Below are 15,769 nucleotides of genomic sequence, written 5' to 3' on the forward strand. Positions count from 1 at the left end.
AAAACTGAGCAACGAGTGAGTTGTGGAAGTTTAACTTCCGATTTGAATGTCTCCACTTCCGAAGACGATTCTCCATAGAAAGGAGGTGATCCAGCCGCACCTTCCGATACGGCTACCTTGTTACGACTTCACCCCAATCATCTACCCCACCTTCGGCGGCTGGCTCCCTTGCGGGTTACCCCACCGACTTCGGGTGTTGTAAACTCTCGTGGTGTGACGGGCGGTGTGTACAAGACCCGGGAACGTATTCACCGCGGCATGCTGATCCGCGATTACTAGCAATTCCGACTTCATGCAGGCGAGTTGCAGCCTGCAATCCGAACTGAGACCGGCTTTGATGGGATTGGCTCCACCTCGCGGCTTCGCTTCCCGTTGTACCGGCCATTGTAGTACGTGTGTAGCCCAGGTCATAAGGGGCATGATGATTTGACGTCATCCCCACCTTCCTCCGGTTTGTCACCGGCAGTCACTCTAGAGTGCCCAACATTACTTGCTGGCAACTAAAGTTAAGGGTTGCGCTCGTTGCGGGACTTAACCCAACATCTCACGACACGAGCTGACGACAACCATGCACCACCTGTCTCCTCTGTCCCGAAGGCCGCTGCTATCTCTAGCAGATTCAGAGGGATGTCAAGACCTGGTAAGGTTCTTCGCGTTGCTTCGAATTAAACCACATACTCCACTGCTTGTGCGGGTCCCCGTCAATTCCTTTGAGTTTCAGTCTTGCGACCGTACTCCCCAGGCGGAGTGCTTACTGTGTTAACTTCGGCACCAAGGGTATCGAAACCCCTAACACCTAGCACTCATCGTTTACGGCGTGGACTACCAGGGTATCTAATCCTGTTTGCTCCCCACGCTTTCGCGCCTCAGCGTCAGTTACAGCCCAGAAAGTCGCCTTCGCCACTGGTGTTCCTCCACATATCTACGCATTTCACCGCTACACGTGGAATTCCACTTTCCTCTTCTGTACTCAAGTCACCCAGTTTCCAGTGCGACCTTAGGTTGAGCCCAAGGTTTAAACACCAGACTTAAATGACCGCCTGCGCGCGCTTTACGCCCAATAATTCCGGACAACGCTTGCCCCCTACGTATTACCGCGGCTGCTGGCACGTAGTTAGCCGGGGCTTTCTTCTCAGGTACCGTCACTCCGGTAGCAGTTACTCTACCGGACGTTCTTCCCTGGCAACAGAGCTTTACGATCCGAAAACCTTCATCACTCACGCGGCGTTGCTCCGTCAGACTTTCGTCCATTGCGGAAGATTCCCTACTGCTGCCTCCCGTAGGAGTCTGGGCCGTGTCTCAGTCCCAGTGTGGCCGTTCACCCTCTCAGGTCGGCTACGCATCGTCGCCTTGGTGGGCCGTTACCCCACCAACTAGCTAATGCGCCGCAGGCCCATCCCTCAGTGACAGATTGCTCCGTCTTTCATTCTTCCTTCAGGAGAAAAAAGAAATTATCCGGTATTAGCTACCGTTTCCGGTAGTTATCCCAGTCTAAGGGGCAGGTTGCCTACGTGTTACTCACCCGTCCGCCGCTAAGTTATTTTGAAAGCAAGCTTTCAAAATAACTCCGCTCGACTTGCATGTATTAGGCACGCCGCCAGCGTTCGTCCTGAGCCAGGATCAAACTCTCCAATTAGTATTGAAAAGAGCGATATGCTCATTTTGAAACATCTGACGAGAAAATTAATTCTCACGATGAAATTTCAAAAGCGTAAAATACGCTGTGAAACTCATCAGTTTTGGATTTCACTTTCGTGATTTCCTACTCACTCGTTGTTCAGTTTTCAAAGATCAAGTTCTCGTTGGTGCCGTTTAATGTCTCAGCAGCAACTCTTATAATATATCATGCATTCCGATGAATTGCAACACTTTTTTTTCAAAGTCTTGTGTAATCTCATCTGGATTAACATTCACCAATCGAAAGTTTATATCTCCTCTTTGCGACTGGATTTATAATGTAACATATAACCCACTCTAAAAACAACCCCTAAATTTTAAAAATTCAAAAAAATACTTTCGCCTCATTCTTACATCTACTTCATTTCTTCTCATTAAAAACGTGCAGACTCTGATAATCAGAATCTGCACGTTAAAGAGAGATTAGCTTTTAGTTTAAAACTGTATTAATTAGAAATCCACGGATTTCTGCGTTTCTTAGAACTCTCTGTACGACCACCTGCACTTGAACGCTGAGATTTCACAACTGTCTTGGTCTTCTTGCTGCTATTTTGACTTGAGGTCTTTGCTTTTGCTGCCGTTTCCTTCGTTGCACTCCCCTTACTCTTGAGCGAACCACCAGAGCTAGATTCCTCACTCACTGTTCTAGCAACTTCGGGAGTGTCCAGTACAAACGTTTCAGGATCTTGAATTTCCGGAACCCGATTATGCTGCGAATAATTACCTATACCAGGATACTGCGGATTAGACGGAATACTCGACATTATCGGCCCACCAAAAGCTCCAAGAGGAGAAGCTGGGACTATTCCCTGATTAGGTGTTCCTGCTCCATAAGCAGAGAATGCATTTGGGTTTCCATATGCAGGATAGGTATTGTATAAGGGCATTTCATATGAATAGGGTTGAACATGCATTCCCCCGCACCCACAAGTAGTTGGCCAAGGAAGGTTCGATGACATCCCATACATCGAGTCCATCCCCGAAACATTAGCCTCCATATTGTTAGGCGCAGCATTCGAATTCCATTGCTCCGGACTCATATTAGGCCAAGCATTTGGATTCCATTGCTCCGGACTCATATTAGACCAAGCATTCGGATTCCATTGTTCCGGACTTACATTAGGCGCAGCATTCGGATTCCATTGTTCTGGACTCACGTTAGGCGCAGCATTCGGATTCCATTGTTCTGGACTCACGTTAGGCGCAGCATTCGGATTCCATTGTTCTGGACTCATATTAGGTGAACACATGTTTTCTGAAAAGTAGTATGGAGACATGCACTCTGGTCCAAATGCCGCTGGCTGAACATAATTTGGTGCCCAGTTCATGTTCATATTAGGGCTATTCTGATAAGAATCATTGAGATAAGGATTTCCACCTAGGCCTGGATATCCCATACTGTCACAAGAATTTGCCTTTTCCTCTTTGGTAGTCACTGGCTTCATCTCAGCTTTTGACGCCTCATGATGTGCTACGGGCTCTTGATTTGGTACTGTAATCTGAACAAACAAGCTCTGCATTTCAATTTCTTGCACAGGAGCAACTTCCATTTGCATATTTGGCGCAGGGTTCGGTGCATTAATTGGAGCTATATTTACCGATGGATGTGGTGCTGAATTGGATTCAGGTGCGATTTTTGGCGATGGTTTAGGTGCAGGTTTAGTTTCTGGTTTTGCCTCAGGTTTATTTTCTGCTTTTGCTTCCGGTTTAGTTTCTGGCTTAACCTCTGGTTTAGTTTCCGGTTTTGGTGCAGGAACCACCTCAGCAACTGGCTGTTCTTTTGGACCCGTATATTCCTTCCCGCCAACTTGTGTTTTCTCAGAAGCATTAGAAGGCATGTAGCCTGGCTGTACGGGCGAAGCGTTTGACGTCTTTTTAGGAATGTTAACTACTTCCCCTAACATCAATACATTTGGATTCTTTAGCTGGGGGTTTGCTGCAACCATATCCTTTAAGGGGATTCCCCACGCCTTAGATAATTTCCATAAGGTATCTCCTTGTTTGACTGTATGCTTGTAGTAAACTTCACTGTTATCCGGTACAGATACGGGAGCCGTAGGTATTTTTACTTTTTCACCAAGTGCCAGCACATTCGGATTACTGATCTGTGGATTAGCTTCAATAATTTTTTGTAACGGCACTCCGTACTTTTGCGATAATGCATACAGACTATCGCCTTGTTTGACAATGTGTATTTTCACGTAGCATTAACCTCCTAAAAGTTTTGTGGAGTATTGCTTTCTTACAGCTACACAGCAAAACTGGCTTTGAAAGCAAACACCCTTTGGATGGAACATTGCTCTCTTACAAAGTTATATGCGGTACAGCCGCCTCCTTCGTTACTACATCTTATGCAGCCCATGGGCGAATGACATCCCTGAAATAAAAAAAATCCTTTCATGAGACATGAAAAGATTTACCAGAGACCTCCGGCCATCTTCTTCATATGCATGAAAGGATATCCAATGCCTATTCAACACTCATTACACGACTAGCATGTAAAAGAGCATATTGTACGATAAACTGTTATTCCCAAACCTTGTAGCCATCTTTGTCAACAACATTGCGGAATTCTTCAAGAAGCTTCAACGTTATTGGACCTGCATGTCCTTCTCCGATGATGCGTCCGTCAATTTCACGCGCTGCAATAACTTCTGCTGCCGTTCCAGTGAAGAATACCTCGTCGGCGATGTAAACATCATGCATGCTGAATGGTTCTTCTTTCAGTTTAATACCCAATTTCTCGCATAGCTCGATGATAGCCTGACGTGTGATTCCTTCGAGCGCACCCAGATAGCAAGGTGGAGTGGTGACCACGCCATTTTTGATGATGAAAATATTATCGCCAGATCCTTCAGTAACATAACCTTGAGCATTCATCATAATCGCTTCATCAGCTTCTGCAAGATTGGATTGAATTTTCACCAGGATATTGTTGAGATAGTTAAGCGATTTAATTTTCGGATTCAGTGCATCCGGAATATTACGACGCTGGGATACAGAAACAGCACGAAGTCCATTAATGTACGCTTGTTCTGGGTAAATAGCCAGTTGTTCAACGATAATGATTACGCTGGCTTTAGGACAACGACGTGGATCAAGACCCAAATTACCAGGACCACGGGATACGATCAGTCGAATATAACCGTTACGCATGTCGTTGAGGCGAATCGTTTCAGCCATAGCTTCCAGCATCTCGTCATAAGTGAGCGGAATGTCCAGCATGATCGACTTCGCCGAATCATATAGTCTGTCCAAATGCTCTTTACATTTAAAAATATTGCCGTTGTAAATACGAATACCTTCAAATATGCCGTCTCCATACAAAAAACCGTGATCAAAAACGGATACCTTTGCATTTTCCTTAGTTACGTGTTGTCCATCCAGATAGATCCATTGTTCAGCCATGAATTTACTGCACCTCCGCTTTCTCTTCCTCATAGGTGTATGTGGGATACGAGCCCAGAATCCGAACCTGACAGCCTAAAGCGCTAATCTCTTCAATAGCTCCTGGCAGCAGGACTGATTCTATCGGTTCCAGCACATCAATATAAAAATAATAAGTACCCAACTTCTTTTTCGTTGGTCGTGATTCAATACGCGATAAATTTAGCTTCCGCCAAGAAAAGGCAGCGAGGACCTGGTGCAAAGCACCCGGAAAATCCTCCGGCAGCGTAACTAGGACGCTCGTCTTTACACCATTGCTGCTCCGTGGAAGATCTACCTTCTGCGGACCGACAAGGACAAATCTTGTGTAGTTGTTGTTGTGATCTGTAACTTTCCGATCAACAATCTCCAGTCCATGAGTAGCTGCACCAAGCGCAGTACCAATCGCAGCCCAACCCTTTCCAGGATTGTTCTTAACGATTTCAACAGCTTCAGAGGTACTTCCGACCGACTCCAGTTCAGCCCAAGGTGCATGCTTCCGAACAAATTGCATACACTGTGCCATTGCAACAGGATGCGAAAGGATTTTTTTCACTTTAGTGAAATCCTTATTGCCGTTCGTATCTCTGAATTCCAGCGGGTGACCGATGAGATTCTGTATCGATGGAAAGATCCATTCCGCCTGCATAGGTAGATCAACTTCATTAATAAGCCAATCAATATGGAGACTAACCGAACCTTCAATAGTATTCTCAATCGGGATAACGCTGTAATCAGTGGCTCCACCATCCGTAGAGAGAAAGACATCGGAAATTAACTTGTGATGCACAATTTTTACAGGCTCACCGTTAAACAAATGCAGCAGCGCTTCGTGAGATACTGAGCCCTGCGGCAATACCGCTATTGATTTCATGACCGTACTTCTCCTTTTATCATATCCAAAAATGATACGTTTTGCATCTCGTTTCTTTTAAGCAGCTCTGATGTAACACCTGAAGTACAAGGCATCAGCCAGCAAGTCTTAGCAGAGATGCCGTGTTCTTGCATCGTATTCTTCAGAAAAGCCTCAAGTTCACTCTTACGAGTCTCACGGCGATCAACTAAACACAGTAGCGTAGGGCCGGCACCGCTAAGTGCGATCCCTAAAGCACCATGTTTAGGTGCTTCCGCGAGCAGCTTCTCCATGCCTGGAATAAGCGCTGCCCGATAAGGTTGATGCAAACGATCCTGCATCGCTCTACTGATCAGGTCAAGCCGACCTGATGCAAACGATGCCGTCATTAAAGAGGTTCTACTGATGTTGTACACAGCATCACTAACTGAGATTTCTGTTGGAAGCACTCCCCGTGCTTTTGTGGTTTCCAGCTCGAATTCAGGAATAACCACGAGAACCTCGAGGTCATGTGGTGGTTCAAGGCGAACATAATCAGCATGAGCACCATCCCACACTGCGGTAATAATGCCTCCAAATAAGGAAGCCCCTACATTGTCGGGATGCTTCTCAAGCTGGGTCGCCATATCAAACAGCTTGGCCTCATCCAGCGGTGAACCGATCATCGTATTAGCTGCGACCATGCCCCCAATGATAGCCGAGGCACTGCTGCCAAGTCCACGCGTAAGCGGTATCTCTGAGTACATCGAGATAGATAATTCAGGCACCGTAACGCCTGCCTCTGCAAATACCATTTGAGCGACCTTATAGAGTAAATTACTCTTATCCCGAGCCACTCCATTCATCTCATCACCATATAGATGAAAAACAGTCTCCTCTGCTTCCTCCATCTCAATCCAGGCATACAGCGGCAAAGCCATGCCGAGAGTATCGAAGCCCGGACCAAGATTGGCTGTACTAGCAGGTACTTTAACCCTTGCTACTCCATAAGTACTCATAACAGGTGCAATCTCCTTACTCATTGTTTGAATATATAAAGTCTAACTCTAGCTACAGTGCTAACCTTCCACACGATAATGACTCTTGATTCGGTGGATGACTTTCAGTTCCTTAAAGTGACGCAGCACTTTATTCATACTTGCTTTGCTGGCGTTATGGGTAACAATAATAATCTCCGCATCAGGATTATTTGCATTGGCTTGCTGAACTACCGAATCAAGACTCACGTCATACTCGGCAAACACCTGAGTAATCTTAGCCAATACGCCTGCTTTATCATCAACGTGTAAAAGTAGAAAGTTCTTATAAAAGATATCCTCATCACTCTTAAGCTTCTTCTGCTTATAAGGAACTTTTTGCTTCAATCCATTAACACCCAGCTTGAGATTCTTAATAATGGCTACCAAGTCAGCTACTACCGAAGTTGCCGTTGGCATTGCACCCGCGCCCGCACCATAGAACATGGTCTCTCCTACTGCCTCACCATACACATAAACTGCATTGAAGACACCATTTACAGAGGCAAGCGGGTGACTTGCTCGAATCAAGGTCGGTTGAACACTGATACTGAATTCCTCATCCTGACGTTCAGCAATGCCAAGCAGCTTAATTTCGTATCCGAGACGCTTTGCAAAGGCAATATCGGCTTTACTCACTTCTGAAATCCCGCTCACACTGACGTCATGCAGCTCCACGTTAGTACGGAAGCCTAGAGTTCCGAGAATCGCCATTTTGCGGGCAGCATCCAGACCTTCAACATCGGAAGTTGGATCAGCCTCTGCATATCCTAAATCCTGCGCTTCTTTTAACACATCATTGTAGGATGCGCCTTCTTGGCTCATTTTGGTTAGTATGTAATTAGTTGTTCCATTCACAATACCTATAATCTTCATGATCTTATCTGAAGAAAAGCCTTCGATAAGCGTCCGAATAATCGGAATACCACCTGCAACACTAGCTTCATAAAAGACATCACATTGCTTCTCTTGCGCCTTAGCCAGAATCTCCGAACCGTGCAGCGCCATTAAGTCCTTGTTCGCAGTTACAACATGCTTACCGCGGTCCAAAGCTTCAAGAATATATTCCTTTGTTCCATCAATACCACCCATCACTTCAACGATTACATCGATCTCAGGATCACGAATAACATCCCATGGATCTGTTGTTATTTTGGCAGGGTCGACCTCAATATCACGTAGCTTATTGGAATTATTCACCGCTATACGCTCAATGAGTATTGGAGAGCCTACTTGACTGCTCAAATCCTCCTGATTTCCTTCCACGATACGAACTACACCTGTACCAACTGTTCCCAGACCCAGCAATCCTACTTTAACCGGCTTCATCAGTATCCTCCTAAAAGTTTTACGTATATATTTTCTCTATCCCTGTCCAACGATTAGGGCGCGCTTCACTCCCGGAATATTCTTCAGACTATCAAGCATCTCTCCGAGCTCCTCATTCAAATGTGAGATTTCCACGGAAATCACCACATTCGCTCGTCCTTGTAGCGGAATACTCTGGTGAATCGTCAGTACGTTAGCCCCATGCCCCGCCACAGATCCTAGAACCTTGGAGAGCATCCCCGATTCATGTTCCAAATCCATAGAGATCGTAACAATTCGCTCACGTTCGAGCTGATGGATCAGGTGAATGCCATCCTTGTATTTATAAAAAGCACTTCGGCTTAATCCTACCTGTTCTACACCCTCATGTACGGTCTTCGCATCCCCGGCCTCAAGCAATTGTTTGACCTGCATAGTCTTAAGTACAGCATCAGGTAATATGTCCTCACGGACCAAATAATAGCGTTCTTTCACGAACGTCCTCACCTCAAAGACTTTTGTGTTTTCTTAGTGGACATTATATCGGAAAAGACTTATAAAATGCAATAACTTTATATGTATACTCTGAGGTTGGGGAGTACGGTGCAGCAAAACCCCCGGATTCCCGGGGGCAGCAGGCAATCGTATGTACACTAACTGTATGGAATCGTCGTCCCGCAATAGTCACAGATCTTGTCCTGACCAGGAAGTACTCTACTCTTAGCACCGCAACTCGGACAAACGATGGATTTCGGCAGTTGGACAGGTGGCTTAGGCCTATTCTCCGGTAATGACTGCCGCCCAGATGACGGCTGGTTCTCTGATGCCGTGGAGGGCTGTGCCCTGTCAGGATGCACAAGATTGGGCGGTTGTTTATCTAAGAGCTTAACACGTCCTTCATAATAGACAAGATCAGAAGCAAGTAACCCCCATCTCACCAAATAACGTAGGTCTCTACGTACATCATCTTCACTTTGTTTCGTGATATCAGCTAAATTACCAATATGTCTAACATCATCCACTATGATCAGCATGAGATACTTCTTGCACAGAAAATCAAAGTTTTCTGTTGCGAAGGTAGCCCTCCCTGCAAAGCTGTCCGCCGGAATTATAAAAATCAAGTAGAGGACCACCAGAATGATCAATAAAGTGAACCACTTAAAATCCCCTTTGTAGGTCCCCACGGCGAAGAGGACGGCAAGTTCCATAAAAGCTCCCATACATACATGATAGAGCAATTTGTAGTTAAATGATTTCCGCTCATTCTTATAATGAGTGCTTACAAAACGAAGCATCGCAAGTACAAACCCAAGCGGAGCAAACAAATAGGCAATCGCCATGATGATTCGATCAAACACTGTCCGGTCTCGCTTGTTACGGTAGCGAAGGTTATTCTCAGGCGCACGCACCAGTGCTTGTGCCCGGTTGGAATAAATAAGCTTCGGCGGCAATTTTACAAATGGATTGTCTACACGTCCTTCATAATAAACAATATCTGGAGAAAGTACTCCCTGATCTTTTAAATATTCCAAAACCTCGCGGACGTTCTCTTCACTGAATCCGCGAATATCGGATAGGCTGCCGATATGCCTTATGCCGTCCACAAGAACCAATGCGATATAGTCATTGCAAAGATAGGTGAATCCCTCTCTCCATCCTACGGCCCTAACCGACAATTTGATGGCAGGAATCCTAAACAATGCGTAGATAATCACCAGCCTGATCAAGAGTGCGACATAATCGATTTGACCGAGTAGCTTACTAATAATGAAATAGATCGCCAATTCTACAAAGGCACCCATACACGCATGATAAAACAGGTTAATATTGCTTGCTTTGCGCTGTCTCTTGGAATGTGTAGATAATAACCGAATGGCAGCCAATATAAAGCCAACCGGAGCAAATATATACGCAAACACAATAGTCGTATAATCAAACGCCGTCCGCTCATATTCATGCTTATACACGGGTTTTCCCGATGTCGGCGGCTGTCTGCGTATATCCAATCCACTCATTTTGTCTTTAATCCCCTTATTTATGTAATCCTATATGCGATGCAGCTAATCTGTTGGTTGACGGCATTAACTATACGATATCATTGTTCCACAATAATCACAGCTCTTGGACTGACTAGGCTGAACTGTGTTCTGTGCTCCGCAGCCCGGACAACGAATGGACTTAGGCAGTTGCGGCGAGGACTGAGGTTGAGTATGAACCTGCTGTCCCGAGGCTTGGGCTCCGAAGCCTGATGGCCTTCCAGGATGAACAAGATTAGGTGCTGTCATGGATGGATCTGGCGTCTGGCGCCCCTCCGAAAGGACAATATCAATATCCAGTAGTCCTTTATTCTTTAGATACTGGACATCTCTCCGTACATCACTTTCACTTTGAACTATCCGTTCAGATATACTGCCGACATATCGGATATTTTTATTTTGAATCAGCTCTATATAAGAAGTGTTAAGTTTAGAAAGTGTATATTTAGCTTTTGCTGTCACACTCGCAAGAATAAAAGCCGGAATCAAAAATATGACTGCAAGGAAAATCTGGATCGTTAATAATTCGGAAGTTCCAGTGTTTCCACTCATGGTATCCACAAACATTGCAATAGAGAGCTCAACAAATCCTCCGATAAATACATGCATGAGCAGATTTAGATTGGTGGGCCTCCGGTAATTTTTATAATGGGTCAGCATCAACCGTAACAATGCAAGGACGAGTCCAATGGGCATGAATAAATAAGCTGACGCTAGAATGACATAATCAAACCCAGTCCGATCTAATTTAATCAGAGGAACCGCTGCACTCCCCGCTGGGTTCGGTGACGGATCTTGTATGTTCAATCTGTTCATGTAGTTATTTTCCTCCTATTTAAGTGCCGCTAATTCCCGATTTCGCCGCTCTAGAGTAGCTTTAATACTGTCGGCCATTTCGTTGATTTCAGCTTGCCAGTTCTCATGTGGCTCATTTGTCATGAGCAGCAGCTTCACATGATCATGCAACAGGGAGATCTGCTGATGCATGATATCCTCAGTAGCATATAAAGATGAATCTGAAACAGGATCGCTGAACTTAAATTGATCTTGCAACTTATTGAGCATCTTCACAAGCGTTTCAGATTCGGGATCCTTCCAGCTGCTTGCCAGCGCTCTGATCTCGTTTATTTCACTCTGATGCTGCCGAAATGCTTGTAAGGATCTCCGCAGTTGCTGTTCATCTGTTCCGGCATTCCATCCATAGATCCCGATCACAGCCAGTGTGATTCCACCAATCAAAAGAATCAGCAGTTGCAAGGCAGCATACCACAAAGGAGACATCTCCAGCAGCCAATCAAAAACAATAGCAGATACGAATACGACAGCCGCATAGCTTCCCGTGATGAATGCACCACTGAGAAGAACAGGTGAGGTCCTCTGCACACTACCTGCACTACGGAGCCAAAAAATACAATAGCCATACACCACACTCTCCGCCAGCAGAACAGCAACTAGCGAAGTCACGAATCGAAACAGGGATTCAGAGAAGCCTAATCCTATAAAAGAGAACACCGTTAGTATTATAGCAGCAACATAAATAGTGGTGATGATACGAATATAGCTTTTACCCTTGTTCATTACGTCCTCCTTCAGCCTGCCTTAGTTCCACACTCTGCACAGAATTTCTGTCCAAGCTTCAGCTCATGCCCACAGCCTCCGCATTTAATAACCAAGCTGTCTCCACAATGAGGACAGAATTTCACCCCTGGCGATACCATTTCTCCACATTTGCCACAGGCCTTAGGCATTTCTTTTCCACAAGAGACACAGGAAGACGCACCCTCAGGATTATCCGCTCCACAGGCTGGACAAGCTCGATAAGGATTACCACAGCCAGGACAGAACTTGGCTCCAGGTTTCAGTTCATGTCCACACTCCAAACAATTGATCTTATTTCCGGACGGCGTACTTTGCTGAATGCTCTCCAGAGCATGCCCACAGCCGCTGCAGAACCTTCCCTCTACAGGATTCATAACCCCACACTTCGAACAGGAGCGTTCTTGACGTACAACTGTTGTCCCTGAATCAAAACTCATCCCTCGGGTCATACGGTTTACCATATCCATAGCCGGGCCAGCGAATCCCATCCCAAGCCCAAGTCCCATCCCAGTGTTCATCATACCTACACCAAGATTGCCAGGATTGCCGGCTGCTTTTTCCATCGTGTTAAAGCCCCGCTCTTGCTGGTAATTGAAGCCGATAATATCCATTTCTGCTTTTTTTGCTAAAGCTTCCTTTAATCGAATCGTTGCCGGATCATCATCAGGAATATTAATCGAATCAATATAGAAGTTATTCAGCTCAAGACCATTATCCAGAAAAGTCGATGCTAACCGCCCCTGGATATGCTTTGAGATCTCTGCAACATAAGCATTAATCTCCAGAATACTGATTTGCTTATGTACAAGGTAGGATGAGATCAGTTCATTAATATTCGACATAAGCAAGCCCCGGAAATAATTAACCAGAGTATCGTGATCAAACTGAGGAAGCGTTCCAACGAGCTGCAATAAAAATTTTCGTGGATTATCGACCTTTACACCAAACTGTCCGAAGGAACGAACAGAAATCATAATTTTATATTTAGGATCTTGGAGTTGTAAAGGTGTACTAGTTCCCCATTTAACATTCATCGAGTTAGTCTTGTTCACGTACCATACTTCTGCTGTAAATGGTGACTTCCCGCCAAAAGGGAGATTAACGATATTAGATAAAATAGGTATATTGGCGGTGCTTAGGGTATGTCTTCCTGCCGAAAAGGAATCAAGCGCCTGTCCTCCTTTGAACAGGATCGCTTCCTGAGATTCATTAACGATTAGCTGAGTCCATGTTCCTAGCTCTTGGTTAGGATATTTCCATGCGAAAATCCCTGGAGGACCGTCGTACTTCACCACTTCTATAATTGCCATCTGCTATTCCTTCTTTCATCATCTATGATATACGAATAACGTATGTGTTCCCGGTTGGGAATAAGTGTATTTCGATATTTATTGTATACGATATATATCGTGTTTTGGGTTCTTTTCTTGAAAAAAAATGCTCTGTACGAAAATAAAAAAAGCGCCACTTGTGTCTTCCTTTACAGGAGAACACAAGTCGCGCTTTGTAATCAGCTAAATATTAATAGTAACTGCTACTCTCTACGAACTCGAATTCGAACTCACCAATACGGACAATAGTCCCCTCTACAGCTCCACGTTTACGAAGCTCTGCATCTACACCCATATGCCGCAAAGTCCGGGCGAGCTTTAGAATCGCATCATGTGTGCTAAGCTGCATACGTTTCAACATTTTCTCGATACGAGGGCTGTTGACCACATATGTTTCATTATCACGTGTAATCGTGAATGAGTTATCATCTTCCGCTTCTAGCTTATAAACCTTACGTTCAGTTGTACCTGATACTTCTTCAACTACCGGTGCCACCGGAATACTATCAAGAATATCCGTTGCACGATATAACAGTTCCTGAACACCCTGACGGGTAAGCGAGGAGATTGGCATAATCTCAAGATCCGGACGCACCTCAGCTACGCGCTCTCGGAAAGCGATGAGATTCTCCTCTGACGCTGGCATATCCATTTTATTTGCAGCCACGATCTGAGGACGATCAATTAGAGCCGCATTATATTGCTTCAGCTCGTCATTAATGAGAACCCAATCCTCGAAGGGATCACGCCCCTCTGAACCAGACATATCCACTACGTGAATAATGATCCGTGTACGTTCAACGTGACGTAGGAATTCATGACCAAGCCCTATGCCCTCACTAGCTCCCTCAATTAATCCTGGCAGATCCGCCATTACAAAGCTTCGTCCATCCCCAACATCTACTACTCCTAAGTTCGGTGTAATCGTAGTGAAATGGTATGCGCCAATCTTTGGTTGAGCTGCGGATACGACCGACAGTAGCGTAGATTTGCCCACACTCGGGAAGCCTACAAGTCCCACATCAGCCATAACCTTAAGTTCCATAACAATATACCGTTCTTGACCCTCTTCGCCGTTCTCTGCTAGCTCTGGAGCCTTATTAGCTGCTGTGGCAAAACGAGCATTCCCACGACCCCCACGACCCCCACGGGCAACAACAACTTGCTGACCATGACGAGTCAAATCGGCGATGATTTCTTGAGTATCATCGTCAATTAATATGGTTCCAGGTGGAATCCGCACGATCATATGATCAGCGTTCGCTCCATGCTGACTTCTGTTACGTCCTTTAATCCCTTTGTCCGCTTTAAAATGGCGCTGATAACGGAAATCCATCAGCGTACGCAAGCCCTCATCTACGCGGAAGATAACGTCGCCACCACGGCCACCGTCACCACCTGCTGGACCACCATCCGGTACATACTTTTCCCGACGAAACGCAACGATACCATCCCCGCCGTCTCCGCCCTTAACATAAATCTTAGCTTTATCTACGAACATTAATGTTCACCTTCCTCACATTTCAAGCGGCAACCGCAGCTCTACATAAGCCTTACTAGGCTTAAACTGCTCCGCTTTCATGATTTTTCCTTGTACTATATTATAAATTTGCCCTTTAAGCTGCTCGGGATTGCCATGCTCTCCCTCACCTTCGAAGGAGATAAGAATGTCTCCTCCATCCTGAATAAAGCCAAGACGCAGCTTGCGCGTTTCTCCCTGGGGAGCCAATCCGTTATATTGATAAGCCCGTACGGTCTGCATAATCACTGAAGTCAGCTCATCTCCTGCTTCCCGGTTTAGCTTGTCCTCCAGCTGCAATCCTTCCTCCACTTGAACTTCCAGTTCCAGGCTAGTCCGGTAAGTTCGGAAAGATTGGATAAAAAAGACCAATGAAGGAATGCCCAGCTTAGCGATACGACTATCAAGCGCTATGCGTTCCTTTATTCTTTCCACACACTCCACGGATTTATCAGGTTTTCCAAGCTGAATATATCCGTAAAGAATCTGCAAATCGTTCATCCAATCATGACGATGATGATTCAGTGTCCGAATCGCCGCCTGTTGCAGTGTGTTCTCTTGTATGCGCAGTTCCCGTTCCCAATGACGCTGATTCCAAATGAAACTAAAGGCAACTATTACCGCTACCCAAATTCCAAGCAACAGACACGTCAAAAGGGAGGTATGCCAATACACGAGTCCTAAAGGAAGCAATACGGATAACATGACTGCCCAGATTGCACTTTTCCAGGATTTCATTCTTTCTCCCCGTCCCTCAGTTCGCAAAATTCATGACTTTGTTTAGAATATTACCTCATCAATTACCATTTCCTAGTATAACACAGCAGTTCCCTGTAGTTCACCAGAGATAACCATGAGTATTTTACATATGTTTAAGGATGTTCATGCTTTCTTAAAACGCTGTAGGTATGTTTCTAAAGTGCTCAAAGAGGTTTCACAAACGATTCTGAATATTCTACAAAAAAGCCTCCGGCACTCATGCCGGAGGCTTCTACATGCAAATA

Annotated in this window: 12 protein-coding genes and 1 rRNA gene; all 13 read right to left on the reverse strand. The window is 45.3% G+C overall.

Annotated elements, in window-relative coordinates:
- Positions 1 to 78 precede the first annotated feature (78 nt).
- Positions 79 to 1,636 (reverse strand): 16S ribosomal RNA (locus tag NST74_RS23250).
- A gap of 487 nt (positions 1,637 to 2,123) precedes the next feature.
- Entirely contained in the window at positions 2,124 to 3,878 is a 1,755-nt protein-coding gene (locus NST74_RS23255) for a LysM peptidoglycan-binding domain-containing protein (RefSeq protein WP_341114647.1), read from the reverse strand.
- Between the two features lie 325 nt (positions 3,879 to 4,203).
- Entirely contained in the window at positions 4,204 to 5,085 is an 882-nt protein-coding gene (ilvE, locus tag NST74_RS23260; RefSeq protein WP_042130546.1) for a branched-chain-amino-acid transaminase, read from the reverse strand.
- Positions 5,086 to 5,089: 4 nt separating this feature from the next.
- Complete coding sequence (pheA, locus tag NST74_RS23265) at positions 5,090 to 5,977, reverse strand: prephenate dehydratase (protein WP_341114649.1); 888 nt, start codon at positions 5,975 to 5,977, stop codon at positions 5,090 to 5,092.
- Positions 5,974 to 6,954, reverse strand: a complete 981-nt coding sequence (gene thrB / locus NST74_RS23270; RefSeq protein WP_341114651.1) for a homoserine kinase — start codon at positions 6,952 to 6,954, stop codon at positions 5,974 to 5,976. Before thrB ends, pheA begins: the two co-directional genes overlap by 4 nt.
- Before the next feature lie 60 nt (positions 6,955 to 7,014).
- Entirely contained in the window at positions 7,015 to 8,301 is a 1,287-nt protein-coding gene (locus tag NST74_RS23275; RefSeq protein WP_341114652.1) for a homoserine dehydrogenase, read from the reverse strand.
- 36 nt (positions 8,302 to 8,337) lie between these two features.
- Positions 8,338 to 8,775: an ACT domain-containing protein gene (locus NST74_RS23280; RefSeq protein WP_042130552.1), complete on the reverse strand. Its 438-nt coding sequence runs from the start codon at positions 8,773 to 8,775 to the stop codon at positions 8,338 to 8,340.
- 158 nt (positions 8,776 to 8,933) lie between these two features.
- Positions 8,934 to 10,295 carry a hypothetical protein gene (locus tag NST74_RS23285; protein ID WP_341114654.1) on the reverse strand — a complete coding sequence of 454 codons (1,362 nt, stop codon included), beginning with the start codon at positions 10,293 to 10,295 and terminating at the stop codon, positions 8,934 to 8,936.
- 66 nt (positions 10,296 to 10,361) lie between these two features.
- The gene (locus tag NST74_RS23290; protein WP_341114656.1) at positions 10,362 to 11,132 is read right to left on the reverse strand and encodes a hypothetical protein; all 771 of its coding nucleotides are present in this window, start codon (positions 11,130 to 11,132) and stop codon (positions 10,362 to 10,364) included.
- A 15-nt stretch (positions 11,133 to 11,147) separates the two neighbouring features.
- Positions 11,148 to 11,894, reverse strand: a complete 747-nt coding sequence (locus NST74_RS23295) for a hypothetical protein (RefSeq protein WP_341114658.1) — start codon at positions 11,892 to 11,894, stop codon at positions 11,148 to 11,150.
- An 11-nt stretch (positions 11,895 to 11,905) separates the two neighbouring features.
- Entirely contained in the window at positions 11,906 to 13,225 is a 1,320-nt protein-coding gene (locus NST74_RS23300; RefSeq protein WP_341114660.1) for an SPFH domain-containing protein, read from the reverse strand.
- Between the two features lie 211 nt (positions 13,226 to 13,436).
- Positions 13,437 to 14,747, reverse strand: a complete 1,311-nt coding sequence (gene obgE / locus NST74_RS23305) for a GTPase ObgE (RefSeq protein WP_341114662.1) — start codon at positions 14,745 to 14,747, stop codon at positions 13,437 to 13,439.
- 15 nt (positions 14,748 to 14,762) lie between these two features.
- Entirely contained in the window at positions 14,763 to 15,503 is a 741-nt protein-coding gene (locus tag NST74_RS23310; RefSeq protein ID WP_076120422.1) for a Spo0B domain-containing protein, read from the reverse strand.
- Between the last annotated feature and the right edge of the window lie 266 nt (positions 15,504 to 15,769).

This window comes from Paenibacillus sp. FSL F4-0125 (genome assembly GCF_038008565.1).
Taxonomy (GTDB): Bacteria; Bacillota; Bacilli; order Paenibacillales; family Paenibacillaceae; genus Paenibacillus_AQ.